The sequence below is a fragment of the Microbacterium sp. AC215 genome (assembly GCF_979258645.1).
This window is the reverse complement of record NZ_OZ409869.1, coordinates 2,431,247-2,457,258: the sequence shown is the minus strand read 5'-3', so window position 1 is coordinate 2,457,258 and position 26,012 is coordinate 2,431,247. Positions and strand designations below refer to the sequence as shown.

At 68.5% G+C, this 26,012-nt stretch carries 27 protein-coding genes; 20 read left to right on the top strand and 7 right to left on the bottom strand.

Features of this window, described 5'->3' with window-relative positions:
- The first annotated feature begins 204 nt into the window (after positions 1-204).
- Positions 205-1,113 (top strand): hypothetical protein, encoded by a 909-nt coding sequence (locus ACZZZF_RS11940; RefSeq protein WP_053098149.1) that lies wholly within the window; start codon positions 205-207, stop codon positions 1,111-1,113.
- Between the two features lie 33 nt (positions 1,114-1,146).
- Here the strand turns inward: ACZZZF_RS11940 and ACZZZF_RS11935 are convergent, their stop codons facing one another.
- On the bottom strand, positions 1,147-1,983 hold the full coding sequence (locus ACZZZF_RS11935) for a sulfurtransferase (protein WP_295104523.1): 837 nt from the start codon (positions 1,981-1,983) through the stop codon (positions 1,147-1,149).
- Between the two features lie 134 nt (positions 1,984-2,117).
- Between ACZZZF_RS11935 and ACZZZF_RS11930 the strand changes: the two genes are divergently transcribed.
- The 3 genes from ACZZZF_RS11930 to ACZZZF_RS11920 are packed head-to-tail and all read left to right on the top strand — an operon-like array spanning position 2,118 to position 4,182.
- The gene (locus ACZZZF_RS11930; protein WP_463498443.1) at positions 2,118-3,005 is read left to right on the top strand and encodes a DMT family transporter; all 888 of its coding nucleotides are present in this window, start codon (positions 2,118-2,120) and stop codon (positions 3,003-3,005) included.
- A 44-nt stretch (positions 3,006-3,049) separates the two neighbouring features.
- Complete coding sequence (locus ACZZZF_RS11925) at positions 3,050-3,709, top strand: GTP cyclohydrolase II (RefSeq protein WP_463498440.1); 660 nt, start codon at positions 3,050-3,052, stop codon at positions 3,707-3,709.
- The gene (locus ACZZZF_RS11920; RefSeq protein WP_372984684.1) at positions 3,709-4,182 is read left to right on the top strand and encodes a MarR family winged helix-turn-helix transcriptional regulator; all 474 of its coding nucleotides are present in this window, start codon (positions 3,709-3,711) and stop codon (positions 4,180-4,182) included. The genes ACZZZF_RS11925 and ACZZZF_RS11920 overlap by 1 nt, the downstream gene beginning before the upstream one ends.
- A 1-nt stretch (position 4,183) precedes the next feature.
- On the opposite strand, the gene ACZZZF_RS11915 is transcribed toward ACZZZF_RS11920, so the two are convergent.
- Positions 4,184-5,056 (bottom strand): aldo/keto reductase, encoded by an 873-nt coding sequence (locus ACZZZF_RS11915; protein WP_198032420.1) that lies wholly within the window; start codon positions 5,054-5,056, stop codon positions 4,184-4,186.
- A 92-nt stretch (positions 5,057-5,148) separates the two neighbouring features.
- Here ACZZZF_RS11915 and ACZZZF_RS11910 point away from each other — a divergent pair, with 92 nt between their 5' ends.
- Both ACZZZF_RS11910 and ACZZZF_RS11905 read left to right on the top strand, forming a co-directional pair.
- Positions 5,149-6,036 (top strand): helix-turn-helix transcriptional regulator, encoded by an 888-nt coding sequence (locus ACZZZF_RS11910; protein WP_463498438.1) that lies wholly within the window; start codon positions 5,149-5,151, stop codon positions 6,034-6,036.
- Between the two features lie 57 nt (positions 6,037-6,093).
- Positions 6,094-6,450: a helix-turn-helix domain-containing protein gene (locus ACZZZF_RS11905; protein WP_053098156.1), complete on the top strand. Its 357-nt coding sequence runs from the start codon at positions 6,094-6,096 to the stop codon at positions 6,448-6,450.
- Positions 6,451-6,691: 241 nt separating this feature from the next.
- On the opposite strand, the gene ACZZZF_RS11900 is transcribed toward ACZZZF_RS11905, so the two are convergent.
- Positions 6,692-7,285 carry a ClpP family protease gene (locus ACZZZF_RS11900; RefSeq protein ID WP_053098157.1) on the bottom strand — a complete coding sequence of 198 codons (594 nt, stop codon included), beginning with the start codon at positions 7,283-7,285 and terminating at the stop codon, positions 6,692-6,694.
- Positions 7,282-7,896 carry a ClpP family protease gene (locus ACZZZF_RS11895; protein WP_463498435.1) on the bottom strand — a complete coding sequence of 205 codons (615 nt, stop codon included), beginning with the start codon at positions 7,894-7,896 and terminating at the stop codon, positions 7,282-7,284. The genes ACZZZF_RS11900 and ACZZZF_RS11895 overlap by 4 nt, the downstream gene beginning before the upstream one ends.
- Before the next feature lie 169 nt (positions 7,897-8,065).
- On the opposite strand from ACZZZF_RS11895, the gene ACZZZF_RS11890 reads away from it, so the two are divergent.
- Entirely contained in the window at positions 8,066-8,533 is a 468-nt protein-coding gene (locus tag ACZZZF_RS11890; RefSeq protein ID WP_072592111.1) for an acyl-CoA thioesterase, read from the top strand.
- A gap of 191 nt (positions 8,534-8,724) precedes the next feature.
- Complete coding sequence (locus tag ACZZZF_RS11885; protein WP_463498432.1) at positions 8,725-10,434, top strand: AMP-binding protein; 1,710 nt, start codon at positions 8,725-8,727, stop codon at positions 10,432-10,434.
- 7 nt (positions 10,435-10,441) lie between these two features.
- On the opposite strand, the gene ACZZZF_RS11880 is transcribed toward ACZZZF_RS11885, so the two are convergent.
- Positions 10,442-10,834 carry a hypothetical protein gene (locus ACZZZF_RS11880; protein ID WP_150115131.1) on the bottom strand — a complete coding sequence of 131 codons (393 nt, stop codon included), beginning with the start codon at positions 10,832-10,834 and terminating at the stop codon, positions 10,442-10,444.
- Positions 10,835-10,953: 119 nt separating this feature from the next.
- Positions 10,954-12,426, bottom strand: a complete 1,473-nt coding sequence (locus tag ACZZZF_RS11875) for an MATE family efflux transporter (protein ID WP_072592114.1) — start codon at positions 12,424-12,426, stop codon at positions 10,954-10,956.
- A gap of 146 nt (positions 12,427-12,572) precedes the next feature.
- Here ACZZZF_RS11875 and cycA point away from each other — a divergent pair, with 146 nt between their 5' ends.
- The 11 genes from cycA (at position 12,573) to ACZZZF_RS11820 (ending at position 24,892) form a co-directional block, all read left to right on the top strand.
- A complete protein-coding gene (cycA, locus tag ACZZZF_RS11870) occupies positions 12,573-14,033 on the top strand; it encodes a D-serine/D-alanine/glycine transporter (protein ID WP_053098162.1) in 1,461 nt (486 codons plus the stop codon).
- A gap of 184 nt (positions 14,034-14,217) precedes the next feature.
- A complete protein-coding gene (locus tag ACZZZF_RS11865) occupies positions 14,218-15,204 on the top strand; it encodes an aldo/keto reductase (RefSeq protein ID WP_463498429.1) in 987 nt (328 codons plus the stop codon).
- Between the two features lie 31 nt (positions 15,205-15,235).
- A complete protein-coding gene (locus ACZZZF_RS11860; protein ID WP_463498426.1) occupies positions 15,236-15,889 on the top strand; it encodes an IMPACT family protein in 654 nt (217 codons plus the stop codon).
- Between the two features lie 51 nt (positions 15,890-15,940).
- On the top strand, positions 15,941-16,870 hold the full coding sequence (locus tag ACZZZF_RS11855; RefSeq protein ID WP_463498424.1) for a J domain-containing protein: 930 nt from the start codon (positions 15,941-15,943) through the stop codon (positions 16,868-16,870).
- Positions 16,871-17,021: 151 nt separating this feature from the next.
- Positions 17,022-18,014 carry a LacI family DNA-binding transcriptional regulator gene (locus tag ACZZZF_RS11850; RefSeq protein ID WP_053098166.1) on the top strand — a complete coding sequence of 331 codons (993 nt, stop codon included), beginning with the start codon at positions 17,022-17,024 and terminating at the stop codon, positions 18,012-18,014.
- A gap of 35 nt (positions 18,015-18,049) precedes the next feature.
- Positions 18,050-19,318: an extracellular solute-binding protein gene (locus ACZZZF_RS11845; protein ID WP_463498421.1), complete on the top strand. Its 1,269-nt coding sequence runs from the start codon at positions 18,050-18,052 to the stop codon at positions 19,316-19,318.
- A 10-nt stretch (positions 19,319-19,328) separates the two neighbouring features.
- Positions 19,329-20,294, top strand: a complete 966-nt coding sequence (locus ACZZZF_RS11840; RefSeq protein WP_463498419.1) for a carbohydrate ABC transporter permease — start codon at positions 19,329-19,331, stop codon at positions 20,292-20,294.
- A gap of 2 nt (positions 20,295-20,296) precedes the next feature.
- Positions 20,297-21,136: a carbohydrate ABC transporter permease gene (locus ACZZZF_RS11835; RefSeq protein WP_053098169.1), complete on the top strand. Its 840-nt coding sequence runs from the start codon at positions 20,297-20,299 to the stop codon at positions 21,134-21,136.
- 15 nt (positions 21,137-21,151) lie between these two features.
- Positions 21,152-22,135, top strand: coding sequence for a glycoside hydrolase family 130 protein (locus tag ACZZZF_RS11830; RefSeq protein WP_463498416.1), 984 nt, complete (start codon positions 21,152-21,154; stop codon positions 22,133-22,135).
- A gap of 4 nt (positions 22,136-22,139) precedes the next feature.
- Positions 22,140-24,179, top strand: coding sequence for a hypothetical protein (locus tag ACZZZF_RS11825; protein ID WP_463498413.1), 2,040 nt, complete (start codon positions 22,140-22,142; stop codon positions 24,177-24,179).
- Positions 24,180-24,226: 47 nt separating this feature from the next.
- On the top strand, positions 24,227-24,892 hold the full coding sequence (locus tag ACZZZF_RS11820; protein WP_082298058.1) for a histidine phosphatase family protein: 666 nt from the start codon (positions 24,227-24,229) through the stop codon (positions 24,890-24,892).
- Between the two features lie 30 nt (positions 24,893-24,922).
- Here ACZZZF_RS11820 and ACZZZF_RS11815 read toward each other — a convergent pair whose 3' ends face one another.
- The gene (locus ACZZZF_RS11815; protein WP_053098172.1) at positions 24,923-25,453 is read right to left on the bottom strand and encodes a hypothetical protein; all 531 of its coding nucleotides are present in this window, start codon (positions 25,451-25,453) and stop codon (positions 24,923-24,925) included.
- A gap of 94 nt (positions 25,454-25,547) precedes the next feature.
- Here ACZZZF_RS11815 and ACZZZF_RS11810 point away from each other — a divergent pair, with 94 nt between their 5' ends.
- On the top strand, positions 25,548-25,970 hold the full coding sequence (locus ACZZZF_RS11810) for a Fur family transcriptional regulator (protein ID WP_053098173.1): 423 nt from the start codon (positions 25,548-25,550) through the stop codon (positions 25,968-25,970).
- Positions 25,971-26,012 lie beyond the last annotated feature (42 nt).

Below are 26,012 nucleotides of genomic sequence, written 5' to 3'. Positions count from 1 at the left end.
CCAGATCGATCATCAGGCCCCGCGACAGAACGCAGCGACGGGGGCGACACTGCGTCAGGCCGAGTGGTCGCGAGGTCGGGCACCCTGCTCACGACTGCTCAGCCGATAGACCCCAGAAATAGCACCTCGTCCCCTACGCGATGCTGGTGTGGTCGTATGCTCACTCTAGGGCTCGATTCTTCACATACCGGAGGGGGTGCTGTGATGAGCATGGAAAGTGGTCTGCGCCGATATGCCGATGTATTCGCAGCGTCCTTCCGCGACGCGATCAATGCGCGTGGATTGACTCTGGCGCGGCTGCACGAGCAGCTGCGCGCCCGCGGCAACAGCGTGTCCATGGCGACGCTCAGCTACTGGCGGTCCGGAGCTCGGCGCCCCGAGGGTGCCCAGTCGATGGCCGCGCTCGGCGACATCGAGCAGCTGCTGCACCTCGAGCCCGGCTCTCTCACCGCCCTGCTCGGCACCACGAACCGCACCGGTCCGCTCGGACCCAACCTCTTCCCGCTCGACGAGCAGGAGCTCGAGGACGCCGTCAAAGAGGCGTTCGCCGCTCTCGGCGCGGAGTACCCCGACACGTCGCGCGAACTCACGACCCACTCGGTGACGGACGTGGATGCCGCGGGCAACGTCTCGTACTCGATCACGCGCAGCATCGTGCAGTCGACCGTCGGCACCGTCGCGTCGATCCCGTTCCTCGAGATGACACCGGGCATCAGCACTCCCGCCCCGTTCATCGAGGCGGTGGCGGGAGGACGCATCGCTGCCCGGTACTCGCACCCGAACGGCGAGGTGCACGGCGTCCTGTTCGAACTCGACGTTCCTCTGACCGCTCCGAGCACCGCGATGGTCGAGTGGTCGGTCGCCTACCCGCCGGACTATCCCCCGCAGCGCGAGACGGGCCACGCCGTCGCCCGGCAGACCAGGGAGCTGCTGGTGTGGACGCGATTCCACCCCGACGCGCTGCCCGACCGGATCGAAGAGCGCGTCGAGACGCCGGACGGCTCGAAGCTCACCGAGCTGTCGCTCGAGGGCCGCAATTCGGTGCACCAGGTGCGACGCGCATTCGGACCCGGACTGCTCGGCGTCGCCTGGAGCTACGCCGACGGGCGCTGACCGCGCCCGCCTGCGAGCTCGGAGCCGACCGACTCACCCGGGCTGATCGCCGACCGCGACCGGGCGTCCCGGAGTGTTCGACCACTGGCTCCACGAGCCGGGGAAGACCTTCGCCTCGATGCCGATCTCATCCAGCACCAGCGCGGTGTGCGCCGCCGTGATGCCCGAGCCGCAGTAGGCCGCGACGGGCGTCCCCTCGGTCACCCCGAGGGCGGCGAAGGTCGCCTGAAGGGTATCAGTGTCGAGGATCCGGCCCTCGGCATCCAGATGGGCGGCCATCGGGACGTTGAGCGCGCCCGGAATGTGCCCGGCGATCGGATCGAAAGGCTCGTGCTCTCCCCGATAGCGATCCGGCGCGCGCGCGTCGAGCAGCACACCGGTGTCGACGAACGAGGCGGCCTCGTCGATCGAGATCGCATCGCCGCCGATCTCGTCGAGGACGACGTCGCCGGGCTCGGCCTGCACGTCATCGTCGGCGACCGGAAGGCCGGCGGCCGTCCACGCGCGGATGCCGCCGTCGAGGACGCGCACGTCGACACCGCCCTGACGCAGCAGCCACCATGCTCGTGACGCACTGACTCCCTTGGCGTCGTCATAGGCGACGACGACGTCACCCCGGTTCACACCCCACCGCCGGGCGGCATCCTGGAGCGTCGCTGTGGAGGGCAGGGGGTGCCGGCCGTCCGAGGGCTCGCCGTGGGTGGCGAGCTCGGTCGCGAGCGGCACGAAGACCGCCCCCGGGATGTGGCCCGCGAGGTAGTCCTCCCGGCCGTCGGGCCGGTCGAGTCGCCAGCGCACGTCGATCACACGCACGGGGGTCTCGGACGTCAGCAGATCGCGCAGTTCGGTGGCGCTCACGAAGTTGCTCATGATCCGAGGCTAGCGAGACGCCGTCCGGATCGCGCACCCGCCCGTATTCCGTCGACATATCGGGCCGACCGGCGATTCGAGACGGCGGTCGGCGCGGCGCTAGGCTCGTCCCGGCCGCGTCGAGAAAGGACAGCATGTCCACTCGATTCCGCTTCATGAGCCTGCGCCGACAGGAGGTCGCCCTCATCGCCGTGACGGCGGTCTGGGGCAGCACATTCCTCCTGGTGCACTGGGCGATGCAGCACTCGGGGCCGTGGTTCTTCGTCGGCATCCGGTTCCTGGTCGCCGGCGCGATCAGCATCGTCATCTTCCGCCGGGCGCTGCGCGGCATCCGCTGGCGCGACATCGGCGCCGGGGTCGCGATCGGCGTGATGATCTATCTCGGATACGGATTGCAGACCGTCGGGCTGCAGACCATCGATTCGAGCACCTCGGCGTTCATCACCGCGATGTACATCCCTCTCGTGCCGCTCGCGCAGTGGGCCGTCTTCCGCAAGCGCCCACCGGCCATGGCGTTCGTGGGCGCCGCGCTCGCGTTCCTCGGACTGCTGCTCATCGCGGGACCCGATGCGTTCGCCCTGACCCTCGGGGCGGGCGAGATCCTGACGCTCATCAGCACCCTGCCCATCGCGGCCGAGATCATCCTGATCAGCGTGTTCGCCGGCCGGATCGACCTCGGCAGGATCACGATCATCCAGCTCCTCACCGCCGGAGTGCTCGGCATCCTCACCATGCCGATCGTCGGCGAGGGCCTGCCCGAGTTCTCGTGGATCTGGGTCGGCTGCGCAGTCGGACTCGGAGCGGCGAGCTGCGTCATCCAGCTCACGATGAACTGGGCCCAGAAGTCCGTGTCCCCGACCCGCGCGACGATCATCTATGCGGGCGAACCGGTCTGGGCGGCCGTGATCGGGCGCATCGCCGGTGAACGCCTGCCCGTCGCCGCGCTGGTCGGCGGAGCGCTCGTGGTGCTCGGCATCCTCGCCAGCGAGCTCAAGCCCGTGCGTCGTCGTTCCGTGAAGTAGTGCGCCAGCGGGAATATCGCAGGCGTCGGCGCGTTGCACCCGACATGATTGAAACTTCAACCGTCGTTCCGGTCGCCACAGAGCGGACGCGGGTGCGCGTGCCGATGCGCTTCGCCGACGGGTTCTCGACCACGGCGGATGTCGTCACGTTCGACGGACTGATCGACGGCCGCGAGCACCTGCTGCTCGGGCTCGGCGACTGGAGGGCCGCCATGGAGCGCGCGGCCGACGGCGGCGACGCACCCCTGGTGCGTCCGCACAGCGAATGCCTGACCGGTGACGTGTTCGGTTCTGAGCGCTGCGACTGCGGCCCGCAGCTGCGCGAAGCCGTCGAGCGCATCGCCGAAGACGGCGGGTTCCTGCTCTACCTGCGCCAGGAGGGTCGGGGCATCGGCCTCTACGCCAAGCTCGACGCGTACGCGCTGCAGGATGCCGGCCTCGACACGTACGAGGCGAACGTCGCACTCGGCCGCGGAGAAGACGAACGCGACTACACGATCGCCGCGCAGATGCTGCAGGCGGTGGGCGTCGACAGCATCCGTCTGCTGAGCAACAATCCCGACAAGGCGGCACAGCTCGACGCCCTCGGCATCCGCGTCACCGAGCAGGTGGCCACCGGCGTGCACCTGTCGGACGCGAACCACCGCTACCTCGAGGCCAAGCGCGACCACACCTCGCACACGCTCGACCTGTCAGCCGCCTGATGAACGCGCAGGTGGCGAGCGAGCGGAGGCTCGACGATGCGGAGATGCAGACGTGGCTGCCGACCATCCGGTTCGTGCAGCTGCTGCCGCAGGTGCTCGATCGCACGCTCAAGGCCGAGACCGGGCTCAAGCACTCGCACTACGCGATCCTGGTGACCCTCGCAGGTCAGGGTGATCGCGCGATCCCGATGACCGAGCTCGCGCAGATCGCCGGGCTCAGCCGCTCACGACTCAGCCACGCGATCGACTCGCTCGAAGACCGCGGCTGGGTGACGCGCACCTCGTGCAGCAGCGACAAGCGCACGCTGACCGCTGCGCTGACGGATGCCGGTCGTGACCTGCTGCGGGCGGCGGCGCCCGTTCATGTGGCGCAGATCCGCGAACTGATCCTCGACCCTCTGACCGCAGAGGAGAGGGAGCAGCTCGGCACGATCTCGGCCAAGCTGCTCCCCGGCGTCGCCGCCGCTCTCTAGGTCACGCCTCGGGGATCTCGCGGCCGAAGGTCTCGAGCGTGACGTCCTCGGGCTCGGGGCCACGGCGCACACCGGTGTCGAGCGCATCGATCGCGTCGAGCTGGTCGGCGGTGAGCTCGAAGTCGAAGACGTCGAAGTTCTCGGCGATGCGGGCGGGACGCACCGACTTCGGCAGCGCGGAGCGACCCTGCTGCAGGTGCCAGCGCAGCATCACCTGTGCCGGCGACTTGCCGTGCTCTGCGGCGATGGCCGTGAGCGTCTCGTCGTCGAAGACGGATGCGCCGTTGGGGCGGTAGGCCGTGATGCCGCCGATGGGCGACCACGCCTGGGTGACGATGCCGGCCGCGGCATCCGCCTGCTGCACCTCGCGCTGCTGGAAGTAGGGGTGCACCTCGATCTGGTTGAGCGCGGGGACGATGCTCGTCTCCGCCGCCAGCTTGTCGAGGTGCTCCACCATGAAGTTGCTGACGCCGATGGCGCGCACCCGACCGTCGGCGAGCAGGGTCTCGAGCGCCTTATAGGCACCCAGGGTGAGGTCGAAGCGGGTCGGCAGGGCCTGGTGCAGGATCAGCAGGTCGAGCTGATCGACCCCGAGCTTGCCCGTCGACTTCTCGAACGCGTGCAGGGTCTCGTCGTAGCCGAAATCGCTGATCCAGACCTTGGTCTCGATGAAGACCTCGTCGCGCGCGATGCCGGTGCGGCGGATCGCCTCGCCGACCTCGCGCTCATTGCCGTAGGCGGCGGCGGTGTCGATCAGGCGGTAGCCGGTCTCGAGAGCGGTGCTGACGGCATCGACCGTCTCGTCCGGAGCAGCCTGGAACACTCCGAAGCCGAGGGCGGGCATCTCGATGCCGGTATTGAGCGTGATGTTCATCGTCATACCTCCAGTGTGCGCGTCCGCTCACACGCGAGGGAGAGTCCACCAGTACCTCCCTCCGTCGCGACAGGGGGCGTACCGTCGCATACATGGACACCCGCAGCGAGGTGCGCGAATTCCTCTCGTCGAGGCGCGACCGCATCACCCCCGACCAGGCCGGCCTCCCCGCATTCGGCGGCAACCGGCGTGTGCCGGGGCTGCGCCGTGAAGAGGTGTCGCTGCTCGCCGGCGTCAGCGTCGACTATTACACCCGGCTCGAACGGGGCGATCTGTCCGGCGTCTCCGACAGCGTGCTCGATGCGCTCGCCCGTGCTCTTCAGCTCGACGAGGCCGAGACCGCGCATCTGTTCGATCTCGCCCGCACCGCGAACGCCTCACCCGTCGCCCGCAAGCCGCGCAAGAAGGTCGAGACGCTGCGCCCCAGCATCCTGCGCCTGCTCGACGCGATGACCGAGGCGCCGGCGATCGTGCGCAACAACTACTTCGACTACCTCGCGGCGAACGCGCTCGGCCGCGCGCTCTATGCGCCGCTCTTCACGACCCCGGTGCCGAACAGCGCCCGCTTCGCCTTCCTCGAACCGGCCGCACAGACGTTCTACCCCGAATGGGAGCGAAACACCCAGGAGCTCGTGGCCGCGATGCGCGGCGAAGCGGGGCGCAACCCGTTCGACCGCAAGCTCACCGATCTCGTCGGCGAGCTGTCAACGCGCAGTGAGCGGTTCCGCACCCTGTGGGCGGCGCACAACGTGCGCTTTCACCGCAGCGGTGTCAAGCGCATCAACCACCCGGTCGTCGGCGAGATGGAACTCACCTACGAGGCGTTCGAGCTGCCTGCCGACCCGGGCCTGCAGATGTCGACGTACACGGCCGAGCCGGGAACGGCATCGGCCGACAAACTGCGGATGCTCGCGAGCTGGGCGGCGACCGACGCTGCCGATGGGACCATCGATGCGCCTTCAGAGCGCACCGAGGCCTGATTTCTGCTCTGAGCAGAACCGCTCGAATCGTGCGCTGACGGCGGATTATCGTGAGGCATGGCCGACCTCGTCCCGTTCCCTCGCGCACCTCGCTCTGCCCGCCCTCGTCCCAGTGAGCCCGAGCCCCTCTGGCGCCAGATGGTCGGCGATCAGCTGCGCCGTCGACGACACGACCGGGACGAGACCCTGACCGAGACGGCAGGGAACGCCGGAGTCTCGCCGCAATACCTCTCCGAGGTCGAACGGGGACTCAAGGAGCCGTCGAGCGAGATGATCGCGGCGATCGCCGGGGCCCTCGACACCTCGCTGATCGAACTGACGAGCGCCGTGGCCGACGAGCTGCGCCAGGCGACGATGGCTCCGGCATCCGCTGCGGTGTCCGCCACCCGCGGGGCCTTCGCCCTCGCCGCCTGACGGCTCGTCTCGTCTGCCCGTCCGTCTGCAGGTCCGTGCGTCTGCAGGTCCGTGCGTCTGCAGGTCCGCCCGTCTGCAGGTCCGTCCGTCTGCGGGTCCGTCCGTCTGCGGGTCCGTCCGTCTGCGGGTCCGTCCGTCTGCGGGTCCGTCCGTCTGCAGGACTTCGGCACGGATGCAGGACCAGAACGGCAGAATCATCCTGCATCCGTGCCCCGATCCTGCAGACGAACGCCGTGGCCCCTCAGTCCGCCCGCTCCCCCAGCACGGTGTCGACCAGACCGTAGTCCCGGGCGGCGGATGCCGTGAAGACGCGATCCCGGTCGGTGTCGGCGCGCAGCTCGCTCAGCGAGCGTCCGCTGTGCCTGGCGAGGATCGACTCCATGTCGGAACGCACCCGCACGACCTCGTCCGCCGCGAGGATGAGGTCGGGGATCGCTCCCCGCGACTGGCCCGCCGGCTGATGCAGCACGATGCGGGCGTGCGCGAGAGCTGCCCGCTGTCCCGGAGCCCCTGCCGCGACCAGCAGCGCCGCCGGCCCGATCGCCTGACCCACACACGTCGTCGCGATCGCCGGACGCACGTGCTGCATGGTGTCGTAGATCGCGAGCGCCGCCCCCGGGTCGCCACCTTCGCTGTTGATGTAGAACTGGATGCCGGAATCCTGGCTGTCGGCATCGAGGTGCAGCAGCTGCGCGATCAACGCGTTGGCGACTCCGGCGTCGATGCCGGTGCCGAGATAGATGACCCGCTCGGCGAGCAGGTGCGAGTAGACGTCCATGACGCGTTCACCGCGCGGATGCTGCGCGATGACGTTGGGGATCGTGTAGCCGCTCATGCGCCCGCCCCCAGTCCGACCCGGGCCCGACGACGCGGCATGAGATCCGCGAGCGAGGCGACGAGCTCGTCGATGAAGCCATAGTCCTTCGCCTGCTCCGCCGTGTACCAGCGGTCGTGCAGCGAGTCCTCGAAGATGCGCTCCACGGGCTGTCCGGTGTCGGCCGCGATCAGCCCGAGCACGGTGTCGCGCATGTGCCTCAGGTCGTCGGCCTGCGTCTCGAGCTCGCCCGCCGAGCCGCCGATCCCCGCCGAGCCCTGATGCATGAGGATGCGCGCGTGCGGGAGCGCCCTGCGCTTGCCCCTCGCCCCGGCTGAGAGGAGGAACTGCCCGGCGCTGCACGCGAGCCCGAGTGCGAGGGTCGACACGTCGTTCGGCACGAGGGTCATGAGGTCGCGGATCGCGAGCATCGCCGGCACGGAACCACCGGGCGAATGGATCCACAGGGCGATGTCGGTCGTCGGATCCTCCGCCGAGAGGGTGAGCAGCTGCGTCATGAGCAGCGTGCCGTTGTCGTCGTCGAGGGCGCCGTCGAGCACGAGCACTCGTTCGTGGAACAGTGCCCGGCGGGCCTCGGGGCCGAACTGCGGGATGGGGTTGTCTTCGCTCATGGCCCCAGCATCCGCCGCCGTGTCGGAGTGCGGGCGAGTATCCGCTCGCGGCAGATCGGCCCAGAGCAGATAGGCCCAGAGGAGATCGGCCCCAGCAGATCTGCCCGTGCAGATCGGTTCGGCATCCTCGCGTAACACCCCCGACTCACGCGGCTCCTACCCTCGAAGCATGGCGAAGCAGAAGACACCCGAGTGGCAGTGGTCCGAAGACGGCATCAACTTCCGCACCCGCAAATGGGTGAAGCCGGAAGACCTCAACGCGAACGGATCGCTGTTCGGCGGCAGCCTGCTGAAGTGGATCGACGAAGAGGCCGCGATCTACGCGATCGTGCAGCTGGGCAATTATCGGGCCGTGACGAAGCACATCTCCGAGATCAACTTCGAGGCCTCAGCCGTGCAGGGCGACCTGATCGAGATCGGCCTGCAGGCCACGCACTTCGGCACCACGTCTCTGACCATGCGCGCCGTCGCCCGCAACATGATCACGCGCAAGCGCATCCTCACGATCGAGAAGATCGTTTTCGTGAGCCTGGACGACGACGGGATGCCGACACCGCACGGATACGACGAGATCACGTACAACCGCGATCGGATGCCGACCGAGCGCATCGCCACGGGGACGATCCGCCTGCCCTAGCCGCGGCTCCCGCCCGCTCGTCTGCCCGTGTGCGGGCCTCCGTTCAGGAGGAGATCGCTCGCACCGAAGGACCAGGCAGTGGATTCGGTCCTTCTGAGCGAGGGATCTCCTTCCGCACGTGCGGGGGTCAGAGGCCGGCGTCCGCGCTCGGTGCGAGGATGGAACACGTCTGCCGAGCAAAGGAGCCCAGAATGAGCCGCAGCGCCACCGCAGCCACGACCGCGATCAGAGAGATGCGCGACTTCCTGTTCGCGAACGCGACGGACTACGCCGCGGCACGCGAGGGGTTCGCCTGGCCTGCGCCCGCTGAGTTCAACTTCGCGCTCGAATGGTTCGACGTGATCGCCGGCGAGTCGCCCGACCGCCCGGCGGTGCAGATCGTGTCAGCCGACCTCAGCCTCGAGTCGTGGACCTACGGAGAGCTGTCGAGCCGCTCCGACCAGGTCGCCGCCTGGCTCACAGGACTCGGCATCGGGCGGGGCGACCACGTCATCGTGATGCTCGGCAACACCATCGAGCTCTGGGAGGTGATGCTCGCCATCACCAAGGTCGGCGCGGTGTCGATCCCCACCTCGACGCTGCTCTCGGCATCCGACCTGGCCTACCGCGTCGACCACGGACACGCCCGCGCCATCGTGACGCTCGGCGGCCTGGCCGAGCGCATCACCGACATCGACGGCGACGTCCTGCGCATCGGCGTGGGCGAGGGCATTCCGGCCGGGTGGACGCGCTTCGACGATTCCGCCGACGCTCCGACGACGTTCGAGCCCGACGCCGCGACCCCCGCCGATGACACGGCTCTGCTCTACTTCACGAGCGGCACGACCAACCGTCCGAAGCTCGTGCAGCACACCCACGTGTCGTACCCGATCGGGCATCTGTCGACCATGTGGTGGCTCGGTGTGCGCCCCGACGACGTGCACCTGAACATCTCGTCGCCGGGTTGGGCGAAGCATGCGTGGTCGAGCTTCTATTCGCCCTTTCTCGCCGAGGCGACCGTGTTCGTCTACAACTACGACCGCTTCGACGCGAACACCCTCATGCAGGTCATGGACGCGCATCATGTCTCGACGTTCTGCGCGCCGCCCACCGTGTGGCGGATGCTGATCCAGGCCGACCTCGGGCGCTTGACCCACCCGCCGCGCGAGCTCGTCGGAGCCGGCGAACCGCTGAACCCCGAGGTCATCGACCGGGTGCAGGAGGCGTGGAGAGGCACGATCCGCGACGGCTTCGGCCAGACCGAGATGACGGCCTGCGTGGGCAACTCCCCCGGTCAGGTCGTCAAGATCGGATCGATGGGACGCCCCCTGCCCGGATACCCCGTCGTGCTGCTCGACCCCGCGACCGGTGAGCTCGCCGAGCACGAGGGCGAGATCGCGCTCGACCTGGCGCATCCTCCGGTCGGGCTCATGGCCGGGTACTACGACGACCCCGAGAAGACGGCCGAGTCGCGCGTCGGCGGATACCACCACACCGGCGACATCGCCCAGCGGGATGCCGACGGCTATCTGACCTACATCGGCCGGGCGGACGACGTGTTCAAGGCGTCCGACTACAAGATCTCGCCGTTCGAGCTCGAGTCGGTGCTGCTGGAGCACGACCTCGTGATCGAGGCGGCGGTGATCCCGAGCCCCGATCCGACGCGGCTCGCAGTCCCGAAGGCGTACGTGTGCCTGCGCCCCGACGCGACCGGATCCGACGCCGAGGCCGCGCGATCGATCTTCGCCTACGCCCACGACCGGCTGTCCTCGCACCTCTGGGTGCGGATCATCGAGTTCGTGCCCGAGCTGCCCAAGACGATCTCCGGCAAGATCCGCCGGGTCGAACTGCGCGCCCGAGAGGCCGAGCGCGTGGCCTCAGGAGACGAGGCCGCGCAGCACCGGGATCGCGACTACCGCTGAGTGCGGCTCAGCCTGCGAGCGCAGGCTGACTGCCGGTGCTCGGCGCTTTCGTGGAGCGCGCCGGGACCGTCGGCTCGGGCGCGTCGACGACAGCCTGGATCCGCGCGGCGCGGGCGACCTCACGGGCAGGCTCGCCCGCGTTGACGATCCCGCGTGCGACGGCTCCGATCACCAGCATCGCGACGAGCACGATGCCGGACACGAGCAGCGGCGTCCACTGATTCGCGAACGATGCCGTGGTGCTGAGCATCGCGCTCGGGATCCACAGTCCTACTGCTCCACCGGCGAGACCCGCCGCTCCGCGCATGATCGCGACTCCCGCCACGATCGCGCACAGCGCCGCGAGCACGGCCCCCACCACTCCGATCGGCACCAGTATCGATGCCAGTTCGCTTGCCACCCTTGACGATGTCATCACGACCCCCCGGTCCGCGGAACCTCCGCATCACCAACATTACGAAGTGTCGGCATTCTGGGCATCCATCTGAAGGATGATGTTCCTCAACCGTGACGCGTTGTTCAGCGGCGCTTCAACCGTGCGAACCGGGACCTCTTGACCACTCGCACCGGCTGGGTGACGACCGCGTCGACGACCATCGAGCCGTCGGTCGGACCGATGATCGCCATCGCCGACGTCTCGGTGGACTCGATCGGGTCGACCGGCATGCGGGCGAGCGACCGGTGAGCGCGCACGTACGCGGGCACCAGCAGCACGATCGCGCCGAGCCAGGCGAGAGGGTTGCTGAGCGCGACGCCCTCGAATCCGATGAGCGCGCCGAGCACGACGGCCGCTCCCACGCGCATCACCAGCTCGATCACGCCCGTGACGGTGGGGATGAGGGTGTGGCCGAGGCCCTGCAGCGCCCCGCGGAGCACGAACAGCACACCGAGGGCCCAGTACCCGCATCCGTTGATGATCAGCATGAGGTGCGCGAGTCGCACGACCTCGTCGGACCCCTCACCGACGAACAGGCGCACCATCGGCGTGCCGAACGCGATGATGATGACGCCGAGTGCGATGCCGGCGGCGATCGCCATCCAGGTGCCCTCGACGACCCCTCGACGGATGCGGTCGGGGCGGCGCCCGCCCAGGTTCTGCGCCGTGTACATCGACGACGCCAGGCCCAGCGACGAGAGGAAGGCGACCGCGAGGCCGTCGACACGGGATGCCGTCGTGTAGGCCGCGACGGCATCCGAGCCGAGCGTGTTCAGCGCCACCTGCACGGTGAGCGTGCCGATCGCGATGATCGATGCCTGGAATCCCATCGGCAGACCGAGGCGCAGGTGCTCCCTGAAGTCGTCTCGGGTGACTCGCCAGTCGGCGCGACGCAGGTGCAGCATCGGCAGGCGACGGCGCACGAACTCGAGGCACAGTGCGACGGAGACGGCCTGGGCCACGACGGTCGCGAGGGCTGCGCCGCCGACTCCCCACTCGAGCGGACCGACCATCAGGATCACGAGGCCGACGTTGAGAGCGCACGAGACGGTCAGGAAGATGAGCGGTGTGCGCGAGTCGCCGATCGCCCGGATGATCGCCGAGAGGTAGTTGAAGAACATCGTCGCGCTCGCGCCGATGAAGCTGATCTGGGTGAAGACCGTCGCCTCGGGCATGAGCTCGGCCGGCGTCTGCAGCAGCTCGAGCACGGGTCGGGCTATCAGGGGCGCGACGATCGTGAGCACCACGCTCGTGATTCCGGTCAGGATCACGCCGGTCGCGACCGAGCGGCGCACGGCGGCACCGTCACCCGCTCCGAACGCCTGCGCGATGGGGATCGCGAAACCGCTGGTCAGACCCCAGGCGAAGCCGATGAGCAGGAACAGCAGGCTGCCGGTGGCGCCGACGGCGGCGAGGGACTCGACGCCGAGGTGCCGGCCGACGACGACGGCGTCAGCGAACTGGTACATCTGCTGCACGACGTTTCCGAGCAGCAGGGGAATGGAGAACGACAGGATGACACGCCACGGACGGCCCGTGGTCAGAGAGGTGGCCATGAGAGAAGAGGCTCGCAGAACTGGGGGATGATCGGGGGTCGTACCAGGATATCGAATCGATTCGGTTGGATGCCATCCCCGATCGCCAAGTACGGTCGGAAGGATGCCGCAGCGGGACGCGGCACGGAACACCGGAGGTTCGAGCGATGACGACAGAGAAGACAGGCGGATCCGTCGGGGTGGACGGATCGGCCGACGGCGACGAGCAGCACCTGAAGCGGGCACTGAGCAACCGGCACATCCAGCTGCTCGCGATCGGCGGCGCGATCGGCACCGGCCTGTTCATGGGCAGCGGCAAGACCATCTCGGTCGCGGGCCCCTCGGTCATCTTCGTCTACATGATCATCGGCTTCATGCTGTTCTTCGTCATGCGGGCGATGGGCGAGCTGCTGCTCTCGAACCTCAAGTACAAGTCGTTCAGCGACTTCGCCAGCGACCTGCTCGGCCCGTGGGCGGGGTTCTTCACCGGATGGACGTACTGGTTCTGCTGGGTCGTCACCGGAGTCGCCGACGTGATCGCGATCGCCGGCTACACGGATGCGCTTTTCCCCGGCATCCCGTTGTGGATCCCCGGCGTGCTGGTGATCGTCATCCTGCTCGCGCTGAACCTGCCCACCGTCGCCGCCTTCGGCGAGATGGAGTTCTGGTTCGCGCTCATCAAGATCGTGGCGATCGTGGCGCTCATCATCACGGGTCTCGTGATGATCTTCACCGGCTTCCAGCACGATGCGGGCACGGCGAGCTTCGCGAACCTGTGGGATCACGGCGGCATGTTCCCGCACGGGTTCATGGGCTTCGTCGCCGGGTTCCAGATCGCTGTCTTCGCGTTCGTCGGCGTCGAGCTCGTCGGCACCGCCGCGGCCGAGACGAAGGACCCCGAGAAGAATCTGCCGAAGGCGATCAACGCGATCCCGATCCGCATCCTGCTCTTCTACGTCGGCGCCCTCGTCATCCTGATGGCCGTCACGCCGTGGACCGAGTACGTCGCGGGCGAGAGCCCCTTCATCGCGATGTTCGCTCTCGCGGGCCTCGGCATCGCCGCGACCGTCGTGAACCTCGTCGTGCTGACCTCTGCCATGTCGAGCGCCAACTCGGGCATCTACTCGACCTCGCGCATGGTGTTCGGGCTCGCACAGGACGGCGATGCGCCCCGGCTGTTCGGACGCCTGTCGAAGCGCCGGGTGCCGCAGAACGCGCTGTTCCTGTCGTGCATCCTGCTGCTGTCGGGTGTCGTGCTGCTCTACGCCGGCAAGGACATCGGCACCGCGTTCGACATGGTCACCACGGTCTCGGCGGTGTGCTTCATGTTCGTCTGGACGATCTTCCTGTGCAGCTACCTCGTCTACCGGCGCCGGCGGCCCGAGAAGGTCGCCGCATCGAGGTTCCGGATGCCGGGCGGCATCTTCATGGTCTACGTCGTGCTCGCGTTCTTCGTGTTCATCCTGTGGGCGTTGACGACCCAGCCCGACACGCTGACCGCGCTGCTCGTGACCCCGATCTGGTTCGTGCTGCTGCTCGTCGCGTGGCTGTTCGTGCGGAAGTCGCAGAACCACCTGACCCGGCACGCCGCGCACATCGCCTACCTGCGTGACGACTCGGCGGAGTAGTCGCGACGGCTCGGCGTTCACAATTCAGCATGAGCCGGCCGATTCCTGACGAAACGGCCGGTTCTGCGGTGTCCGGGACTGTTCGTGCTGAATCGTGAACGGCGGCTGCCTGTGGGAGGTTCCGACAGGCCCTCCCTCAGCAGCGAGCGTGCGCGTAGCGTCGGGCCTGACGAAAGGACACGGCATGCACACTCGCACACTCGGACAGGGCCTCGAGGTCTCGGCAGTCGGACTCGGCTGCATGGGGATGTCGCAGAGCTACGGACCCAATCCCGGCAGCCGCGACGAGATGATCGGCGTGCTGCGGTCGACTCTCGACCTCGGCGTCACGTTCTTCGACACCGCGGAGGTGTACGGGCCCTATGTCAACGAAGAGCTCGTCGGCGAGGCGCTCGAGCCGATCCGCGACCAGGTCGTGATCGCGACGAAGTTCGGGTGGCGCATCGAAGACGGCAAGAGCGTCGGGCTCGACAGCCGCCCCGAGCAGATCCGCCGCGTCGCGGAGGCATCGCTGCGGCGCCTGCGCACCGACGTGATCGACCTCTTCTACCAGCACCGCGTCGACCCGGACGTGCCGATCGAAGACGTCGCGGGCACGGTGTCGGAGCTGATCGCCGAAGGCAAGGTGCGTCATTTCGGGCTCTCCGAGGCCTCGGCATCCACCATCCGACGCGCGCATGCTGTGCAGCCGGTCACCGCGCTGCAGAGCGAGTACTCGCTGTGGACGCGCGATCCCGAGCGTGAGGTTCTGCCGACCCTCGGTGAGCTCGGCATCGGCTTCGTACCCTTCAGCCCTCTGGGCAAGGGGTTCCTCACCGGCACCGTCGACCAGACCACCTCATTCGCAGACGGAGACATCCGCGGCACGATCCCCCGCTTCAGCGAGGAGAACCGGGCGGCGAACCAGGCCCTCGTGAGTCACGTCACGGCACTCGCCGAGGCGAAGGACGCATCGTCCGGCCAGATCGCGCTGGCCTGGCTGCTCGCCCGCGAGCCGTTCATCGTCCCCATCCCCGGCACACGGCGCACGTCGCGGATCGCCGAGAACGCGGGAGCGGCGGCCGTGGCGCTCTCGGCAGACGAGATGGCGGATCTCGACCAGCTCGCCGAGCGGGTCGGGGTGCAGGGAGATCGGTACAACCCGCAGCAGATGTCGTTCGTCGATCGTTGAGCGGGCTCCGGCGCTGGGTAGTCTGAGGCGGATGACTCCGCCCCGCAGCTACCCGGCGACGATCGCCGCGCCTGTGGAGCATGAGCTCGTCATCAAGAAGTCGCGATTCATCGCGACTGTCGAGCCGGTCGCCTCAGTCGACGAGGCGGATGCCGTGATCGCACGGCTGCGGAAGCGGTGGTGGGATGCCCGGCACAACTGCAGCGCGATGGTCACCGGACTCCTCGGAGACCAGGCGCGGTCATCGGACGACGGCGAACCCTCCGGCACTGCGGGCATCCCGATGCTCGAAGTGTTGCGGCGTCGCGAGCTGACGGACGTCGTGGCCGTCGTGACCCGCTACTTCGGCGGGGTGAAGCTCGGAGCGGGCGGTCTGGTGCGCGCCTACTCCACGGCCGTGTCCGAGGCTCTCGATCTCGCAGCGCTCGTACGGCGGCAGTCACTCACGCAGGTGACGATCGATGTCGCCCATGCGGATGCCGGGCGCTACGACAACCTCCTGCGCGACTGGGTGCTGCACCACGGAGCGACGCTCGGCGACGCCCGCTATGCAGCCCTGGCGACGTTCGAGGTGTGGGCGCCAGCGGACGAGGTCGACCGTCTCGTCGAGGACATCGCGGCGGCGTCCGCCGGTTCCGTCGTGCCGGTGACCGGCGTGGAGCGCATCGTCGACGTCCCCGGCTGATCCACAACAGCGCCCGGATATTCTGGATGACGCGATCTCGGAAGGAGAGCGATGTTCGACAGCCCGCTCTCGGCTTCCGCCTACGAGATCCTCGGGGTGGACCCCACCGTCGACGACGGCGAGCTGCGGCGCGCCTATCGTCTGCGACTGCGCCAGACCCACCCCGACACCGGAGGGGACGCGGCCGTCTTCATCCAGGTGCAGCGCGCGTGGGAACTCGTCGGCACGCCCGAGGGCCGCGCCGCCTATGACCGTCGCTCCGGCGCCCACCCCGGCATCCCCGCCGAACCGGAGTGGAACGGCTGGCGGCCGCAGTCGGCGACCCGCACCGACACGCGTCCCCGGGCGCGGTCGTACGGCCACCCCGGCGGATGGCGTCGAGAGCGCTACCTCTCACTCATCCGCGAGTGGGCCGGCCGTGGCGTCGAGGTTCCCGATCCCTATGACCCGGCGCTCGTGCGATCAGCGCCGCGAGACCTGCGACGGCTGCTCGCCGATGCGCTGGCAGAAGAGGCGACCGCCCGCACGGTGAGCGCCCTCGGAATGGGATTCACGGTCTGGCACGACGTCGCGACCGGCGCCGACCCCGACGACAAGCTCGACCACGTCGTGCTCAGTCCGTCGGGTCTCTACGGCGTGATGTCGGAGGACTTCGGCGGCGTCGTCGGATTCCGCCGCGGCGAGATCACCGGCCCGAGCCTCGGCACACGCGCGCCCGTCACCGCGGCGCTCGGCCGCATGCGCACCGTCGCGAAGGCCGCCAAGGTGAAGTTCGGCGGTCTGATCATGGTGCTCCCCGACGACGACCTGGCACAGGCCGTCACGCCTCTGGGCAGCAGTCGCGGGGTGCCCGTCGTGGTCGTGCGGCGCAGCGCCCTGGCGATGATGCTGCGCCAGGGAGTGCCCGGCGCACGAGCGATCGGCGGCAACGAACTGTTCGACGTCCGCACCCGACTGCAGCAGACCGTCACCTTCGTCTGACCCTGGTCGCGCCCTGTCGGCATCCGTCCGGCCCTCTTGACGGGCGTCGTCAAACCGGTTTACACTCGCTGCACCCGCACCTGTCAAACCGGTTAAACCAACGCCTGGCGAAGATGCGGACGATCAGCCCGATGTTCCACGAGGAGGTGGCATGAGCCGCACGACGATCGCCGACGTCGCCCGCGAGGCGGGAGTCACCAAGGCCACCGTCTCTCACGCGATGAGCGGCAAGCGCCCCATCTCCGACGACACCAGGGCGAAAGTGCTCGCCGCCGCGGAGAAGCTGAACTGGGTGCCGAGCCAGAGCGCCCGCGCGTTGGCCACCCAGAAGGCCAACGCCCTTGCCGTCGTGCTGGCCCGCGACCCCGAGGTCATCGCGAACGACTCGTTCTTCCCCGCGTTCATCGCCGGCGTCGAGTCCGTGCTGGCCGAGACCGAGACCGCCCTGATCCTGCAGGTGGTTCCCGATCGGGCGGCAGAGGAACGTGCCTATCGCTCGCTCAGCCACGGGCGGGCCGACGGCGCCCTGCTCCTCGATCTGAGGAACGACGACTGGCGCGTGCCGCTACTCGAAGAACTCGGCCTGCCGGCCGTGCTGGTCGGCGCCTACGAGCAGCCGACCCGCTTCTCGTGCGTACGCACCGATGACGACGCCCCGGTGCGCGAGATCATCGCCCACCTGCGCGCCGAGGGGCATGAGCGCATCGCGCACGTGGCCGGTCCTCTCGACTACGTGCACTCGCGGGTGCGGGCGGATGCCTACATCGACGCCGTGGGCGGAGACGCACTGCTGCGCGAGGGCGACTTCACGGCATCCAGCGGTCGTGAGCGCACCACCGAGCTGCTCGCGCTTCCCGAGCGACCGACCGCGATCCTCTACTCCAACGACACGATGGCGATCGCCGGGTTGTCGTACGCCCGCTCGAGCGGACTCAGCATCCCCCGCGATCTCGCGATCGCCGGCTTCGATGACGACCACCTCTCGGCCCACCTCTCCCCTGCGCTCACGAGCGTCTCGTCGGGTCCTGCCGCACGTGGCCGCGCGGCAGCCCGCCTGCTGCAGGCCGACATCCTCGGCGCCGAACCGCGCACCGAGGTCGTCGACTGCAACGTCGTGCACTTCCGGGAGAGCACCACCCGCTAGACGATCACCCGAACCATCGCGTCAAGGAGGACAACATGAAGAAGAAGATCCGCGCAGCAGCGCTCTTGGGAGCCGTCGCACTGGTCGCCACCGGATGCTCGTCAGGAGGCGGGGGCGGCGACGCCTCGGCCGACGGCACCGGCTCCATCGACATCTGGCTGTCGAACAACGAGCAGGAGGTCGCCTGGGGCACCGCCGTCGTCGACGCCTGGAACGCCGAGCACCCCGACGAGAAGGTCAACGCCCAGGAGATCCCCGCGGGCTCGTCGTCGGAAGAGGCCATCACCGCCGCGATCACCGCCGGCACCGCACCCTGCCTCGTCTACAACGTGGCCCCGGCCGCCGTCTCGGGCTGGGTCAAGCAGGGCGGACTCGTCGACCTCAGCACCATGGAGGGCGGCAGCGACTACATCACCGAGCGCGGAGGAGAGGTCGACTCGTACGCGACCGACGGCAGCTTCTACCAGCTGCCCTGGAAGTCGAACCCCGTCATGGTCATGTACAACAAGGCGCTGTTCCAGGCCGCGGGCATCGATCCCGAGGACCCGCAGATGAACACGTACGACGCGTTCCTCGAGGGGTCCAAGGCGATCGTCGCCTCCGGTGTGCAGAGCGCCATCTGGCCGGCTCCGACGAGCGAGTTCTACCAGCCCTGGTTCGACTTCTACCCGCTCTACCTCGCCGAGACCGACGGCACCATGCTCGTCGAAGACGGCAAGGCGACGGTCGACTCGGATGCCGGCCGCGAGGTCGCCGAATTCTGGAAGACGTTCTATGACGAGAAGCTCTCGCCGAACGAGGCGTCGACCGACGATGCGATGTCCGCCGGCACCACCGCCATGCAGCTCGCCGGTCCGTGGGCGATCCCCTCGTACGCCGAGACCGTCGACGTCGGGTTCATGCCGGTCCCGACCAGCGACGGCCGCGAGAACCCGACGACCTTCGCCGACTCGAAGAGCGTCTCGATGTTCACCGCGTGCGAGAACCAGGGCACCGCGTGGGAGTTCCTGAAGTTCTCGACGAGCGTCGACAGCGACGGACAGCTGCTCGAGGCCACCGGTCAGATGCCGATGCGCACCGACCTCACGGAGACCTACGCCGACTACTTCGATGCGAACCCGAACTACGTCGCGTTCGCCGAGCAGGCCGAGGCGACGGCCGACGTGCCCAGCATCCCGAACTCCGTGGAGGCCTGGCAGGCGTTCCGCGACGAGTACTCCGCCGCCGTGATCTTCGGCAAGGAGTCGATCGACGACTTCCTGAGGAACGCCACGACGAAGATCGACGACCTCGTCGCCGAGTGATGAGTCTGCGATGACGCTCCGAGACGACGCCGTCGCGGACGTGGCCGGGGGCACTTCAGCCCCGGCCCCGTCCGCGGGCCGGCCACCGAGGGCGCGGTTGCGCACCCGACTGCTGGGTGCGCATCCGATCGGCGGCCTGTTCGCGCTGCCGTACCTGGTCTTCGTGCTGGCGATCTTCGCGTTCCCGCTGGGATTCGCGGTCTACATCGCCTTCCACGACTACTTCTTCACCGCGCCCAACGTCGAGGTCGAGCGACCGTTCGTGGGCTTCGACAACTTCGTGACCGTGCTCACCGACCCGAGAGTGCTCGGTTCGTTCCGCAACACCCTGATCTTCCTCGTCATCAACGTGCCGCTCACCGCCGTGCTCTCGCTCGTGCTGGCCGCGGCGCTGAACACCGGCATCCGCTGGGTCGCCGCCTACCGCGTGGCGTTCTACGTGCCGTATCTGACGGCCAGTGTCTCGCTCGTCGGCGTGTGGATGCTGCTCTTCTCGGGAAACGGTCTGATCAACACGATCCTCGGCCCGCTCGCCCCCGATCCGTCGTGGCTCGTGAACAGCGGGCTGGCGATGCCGATGATCGCGCTCTACGTCACGTGGAAGCAGCTGGGCTTCTACATCCTGCTGTATCTCGCGGCGCTGCAGAACGTGCCGAAGGAGCTCTACGAATCGGCCGAGACCGACGGCGCGGGAGCATTCTCCCGATTCTGGAACGTCACGGTTCCCGGCGTCCGTAGCGCCACCACGCTCGTGCTGATCCTGTCGATCATCACCGGAGCCAACCTCTTCACCGAGCCCTACCTGTTGACCAACGGCGGTGGCCCCGACGGCGCCTCGTCGACCCCCGTGCTGCTGATCTACCAGCTGGGCATCCAGCAGCAGAACCCCGACACCGCGGCAGCGATCGGCATGATCCTCGTGATCCTGGTCGGGATGCTGTCACTCGCCGCCAACCGCGCGACCAGGGAGCGATGACCATGAGACGCACGCGTTCACTGCCCCGCATCCTGAGCCTCATCCTGCTCACGGTCGCGGCCATCGGCTTCGCCTTCCCGTTCTACTTCATGCTGGTCGGGGCCTTCCAGGAGAATCCGACGAACTCGCCCAGCGAGCTCTTCCCGACGAGCGGGTGGACGGTCGACAACTTCCTCGCGATCGACTCCCGCATCGATCTCGCGGGCTCCCTGCTCAACTCGCTGATCTTCACGGCGGGTGTGCTGCTGGGCACCGTGGTGTTCGGGCTGCTCGCCGGATATGCGATCGCGAGGCTCGACTTCCGCGGCCGTGGCGTCATCTGGGTGCTCATGCTGCTCGTGCAGATGGTGCCGTTCCAGCTGCTGATGATCCCGCTCTACGTGCAGATCACCCGCAACTACGGGCTCGGCGATTCATACATGGGCATGATCCTGCCGTTCCTCATCAACACGACCGCGGTGTTCATCTTCGTGCAGTTCTTCAAGGCGCTGCCCGTCGAGATCTTCGAGGCGGCGCGCATCGACGGAGCCGGCGAGATCCGGCTGCTGACGTCCGTCGCGATCCCGCTGATCAAGCCGGTACTCGTCACGGTGGTGCTCGTCACGTTCATCGGCCCCTGGAACGAGTTCCTCTGGCCGTTCCTCATCACGAAGGACGCGTCGCTGCAGCCGCTCGCCGTATCGCTCGCCAACTACATCTCCAACGTCGCGCAGTCGACGGCGAATCCCAACGGGGCCATCCTCGCCGGCGCCACGGCGCTCGCGTTCCCCGTCGTCATCCTGTTCATCGTCTTCCAGCGGTTCTTCCGAGCCACCGACCTCGGCGCCGCCGTCAAAGGCTAGCCAGAAAGGCATCCCATGTTCACCGGAGCAACCTTCCCCCTGGGCCCCTTCGTCCCCTACGAGGCCAATCCCATCCTTCGACCGAAAGGCGACAGCTGGGAGTCGGCCAATCTTTACAACCCGGCCGCGATCGTCGACGGCGACGAGGTCGTGCTGCTCTATCGGGCGCACGCCGACGACATCGTCTCGCACATCGGCATCGCGCGATCGAGCGACGGCGTGAACTTCACCCGCGAGGACGCGCCGATCCTCTCCCCCTCAGAGGACTACGAGCGCTTCGGATGCGAGGACCCGCGCATCGCGCTGATCGACGGCACCTACTATCTGACCTACACGGGATGGGACCGACGCAGCGCCCAGCTCTGCCTCGCCACCTCGACCGACCTGCGCACCTGGACCAAGCACGGCCCGCTGTTCGACGACTTCGACACGTTCAAGACCATGGATCCGCGTGGGTTCAACTGGTCGAAGGCCGGCGTGATCGTGCCGCAGAAGATGCACGGCAAATGGTGGATGTACTTCGGCGAGGGGGCGATCTACTGGGCGACCAGCGACGACCTCATCCACTGGACGCCGGGCACGGCCGACACCGATCCGATGTACTCGCCGACCCTGGGCACCTGGGACGAAGCACTCGTCGAGATCGGCACCTCGCCCGTGCTCGCCGACAACGGACTGCTGGTGTTCCTCACGAACGGCGCGACGAGGGTCGTGCATGACGACGGATCGGTCGACGTCGACTACCGGTGCGGGCAGATCGCGATCGACCCCGACGAGCCGACGAGGGTGATCGCCCGCCTGCAGGAGCCATGGCTGAGGCCGCAGACATTCGAGGACATGAACGGCCTGGTGTCGAACGTCACGTTCGTCGAAGGACTCGTGAAGTTCCGAGGCAAGTGGTTCGCCTACTACGGGCAGTCCGACACGACGCTGGCCGTCGCCATCCACGATCCCGCGCGGCCGTGGGGCCGGGCACTGAGAGACGCGAACGAGGAATGAGAGCATGTCCATCTCCCGACGCACGTTCCTGACCGCCGCAGCCGCGACCTCTGCACTCGCGCTGCTTCCGCTCGACCCTGCCGGAGCGCACGCCTCGGCGCCCGCCGCACCGCCCCTCGGATCTCGACCGATCGGCGCGGGTGGAGGCGCGCGGCTCACGAACCTCGCACACCTGCGCTTCCTGCTCGCCGAGGTTCCCGTGGTGGCGAGTACCACGCACACCACGTTCGGCATCGACGCCTCACCCCGCGTGCTCGCACCGTGGACCTATGCCGACACCGACGGTGCGGGCGGATTCCGTCCGGTGGGTGGCGGCACTCGCGACGCCGTGACCGGGTACTGGACGCAGGGCGCCTACAACGCGGATGACATCGCGCGAGCCGCGATCGTTTTCCTGCGCGCGTGGAAGGCGACCGGCGACGTGCAGGCCCGCGACGAGGCACGCGATGTGCTGAGGTCGCTGGCGTTCCTGCAGACGACGAGCGGGCCGAATGCCGGCCGGGTGGTGCTGTGGCAGCAGGAGGACGGCACCCTGAACCCCAGCGCGATCCCCGTCGAACTGCCCGACCCGTCGGACTCCGCCGAGTCCTACTGGCTCGCTCGTTCGGTCTGGGCATTCGGCGAGGGCTATGCGGCGTTCCGGCGGGAGGATTCCGAGTTCGCGGCATTCCTGCTCGCACGGCTGCATCTCGCTCTCGACGCGCTCGGTCGCGAGTCTCTGTCGCGTGCCGGTCACTGGGTGCGCAGCGACGGACGGGATCTGCCCGCCTGGCTGATCGCCGGCGGCGCGGATGCGACGGCCGAGGCCATGCTCGGGCTCGCTGCGGCGACCGAGGCCGGAGATGCGCGCAGCCGTCAGGCTCTGCAGACCTACGGAGAAGGGGTGGCCGCGATGGCCACCGACCCGGCGAAGGGATGGCCGTTCGGCGCCGTTCTGCCGTGGACCGGGTCTCTCGGTTTCTGGCATGCCTGGGGCGCTGCCGCACCGGAGGCACTGGCTCGCGCGGGTGCGCTGCTGCGCCGCCGAGAGTGGACCGCCGCGGCCGTGGCGGACGCGGGGACGTTCACCCCGCAGGTGCTCGCCTCGGGCGGACCGCACAACGCCTGGGCGCCGCTGCCCTCGGAGGCGCAGATCGCGTACGGCGCACACGGCCGCGTCGCGGGCGCCGTGCAGGCGGCGTCCGTCGGCGGAGAAGGTCTGCGGGTGCTCGCAGGGCTCGCCGCCGGGTGGTTCTTCGGGGCGAACACCGCAGGCGTCCCGGTGTACGACCCGGCCACCGGCGTGACGTTCGACGGCGTGGAGACCGACGGGCGCGTGAATCGCAACTCGGGGGCTGAGTCCACGATCCACGGGCTGCTCACGATGCTGCTGCTCGACGCGAACCGCGACATCGCACGCATCGCGACATCGATCACCGGCCTGTCCTCGTTCTCGGGACTTCGGGTGATCGATGCCGAGGGCGCTCGGCTCTCGGCGGGCTGCGAGGTCGTGCGGCCAGAGGGCGGCGCGTGGATCGGCGAGGGCAACCTCTCGGGAGCCGCGTATGCGCGGGTTCCCGCGGGCGAGTCGGTCGAGTTCGATGTGACAGAGGCCGGCGGCATCCTGCACGGTCTCGTCTGGAGACAGAAGGCGGATGCCGGAGAGGCGGTGTGGGAGGTGTTCCGCGGTGGCAGGCGGCTCTGGAGCACGCGAACCCCTGCCGGAGGAACGGGCGATCGCGGCCTCACGGAGGCCGACGGGATGCTCGTTCCCCAGCTGCTCGGTGGCGATCTTCCCGCCGATGCGGTGACCGTCCGGTGCACGAGCACCGGCGATCTGCGGCTCGACGCTCTCGTCATCCAGCCGGCGGTGTCCACGGCCGTGTATGCCATGGCATCCGGTTCCGCGGTGCTGTACGCGAACGGCGCTCGGCGCGATCAGCGAGTCTCGCCCCTCGCTGCGGGATCGGGCCGAGCCTACGACGCCGACGGGTCGCAGCGTGGCCAGGCTGTGCAGGGCGGCAGGGTTCGCGTGCGCGGCGGAGGTTTCACCATCACGCGGTGAGGGCGCGGGGCTGTGCCGTCGGCACGCGTGCGGACTACGGTTGCGGTGTGCCTGCGCTTCCCGAGTACGACCCGCTGCCCGATCGCCCCGCCCCCGACAATCCCTCGGGAAAGCTCGTCCTCCTGCGCCACGGCGAGACGGAGTGGTCGAGGGCCGGCCGCCACACCGGCCTCACCGACATCCCGCTCACGGCGCGGGGTGAAGACCTCGCTCGCGCTGCCGGGAGGCTGGTCGCCGACTACGACTTCTCGCTCGTCCTGTCGTCACCCCTCGAGCGCTCTCGGCGCACGGCCGAGCTCGCGGGGCTTCACGCCGAGGTCGATCCGCTGCTCGTCGAGTGGGACTACGGCGGATACGAGGGTCGCACGACAAAGGACATCCGCGAGGAGCTCGGCTACGACTGGAGCGCCTTCACCCACGGTGTGATCCGGGGCGCGACGCCGGGCGAGACCGTGGAGGAGGTCGCCGCCCGCGCGTCCCGCGTGCTCACACGGGTGCTGCCGGCGCTGACCGAGGGCGATGTGGCACTCGTCGCGCACGGCCACTTCCTCCGCATCCTCACCGCCGTCTACCTGCGCCTCGCTCCGCGCTTCGGCGCGCAGATCACGCTGGATGCCGGATCGGTGTCGGTGCTGAGCTTCTATCGCGAGCAGCCGGCGATCCTGACGTGGAACTACGGCCTCGAGTTGCCCCTCGCACCGTCGGAGTCCTGACCCCCGCAGCGGAACGAGAGCACTGGAAACTCACGGCACGGTGACGAGCGAGATCGCATTGATCGTGGGAGCGCCGTCGAGAGCGAGCTCGAACCTCACCCCGGTCCGGGCATTCGTGACGTCGAACGCGATCGTCTCGTTCGTGCACGCGATCGGCTCCGACGGCGATCCCTCATCGAGTTCACTGACGGTGAGCACGATCGTCCCCTCGCCTCGGCATGCGAACTGCGCCTGATAGGTCCCCGGTTCGAGCGATGTGAAGCTGGTGACGTCGTTGGCCGAGCTGTTCTCGCTCATCCATCCGGAGAAGCCGAAGACGTATCCGGGCGAGTCCGACCCGGGTACCGCGGTCTGCGCCCACTCGGGGATCTCGTCCACGGGCAGCGGAAGCTGCGCCTCGTCGGAGTCGGCATCCGGAGTCGCCGTCGACGCGGAGCCGCTCGGAGATGGCGAGGGAGACGTCGATCCGGTCGCCGACCCCGACGGCTCTCCCGTGCATCCGGCGAGCGCGATGCCCGCCATCAGGACCAGTCCGATCGTCGCCGCTCGTTTCCTGAACATGCCTCCACGCTACGGATGAGCCAGGATGATGCAACCGCCGCGCCCGACACGCCATTCTTTTGAGTTACTCAAAATAAACGGTAGAGTCGGGGCCATGGAGACAGAACTCGACTCGGCACTTCGCGGTGCCGGGCTGCGTGCGACCGCGGGCCGCGTCGCCGTGCTCGAGGCACTGGAATCCATGGCCCACACGGATGCGGAGCGGATCTTCCGCACCGTGTCCGACGTGCTTCCGACGACGTCGATCCAGTCGGTGCACAACATCCTCGCGGACCTGACGACGGCGGGCCTCATCCGCCGGATCGAACCGGCAGGCTCCGCGGCGCTCTACGAGCGGCGCATCGACGACAACCATCACCACATCGTGTGCACCCAGTGCGGTGCGATCGGCGATGTGGACTGCGTCGTCGGCGAAGCGCCGTGCCTCACCCCGTCTTCGGCGGGGGGATTCACCGTCCAGACAGCCGAAGTGACCTTCTGGGGCCTGTGCCCCAGTTGCCAGAACGCCGCGCAGTAGCATCCGACGCCGCTCCCGGGCACCCGGGATGATCGTCGTGTC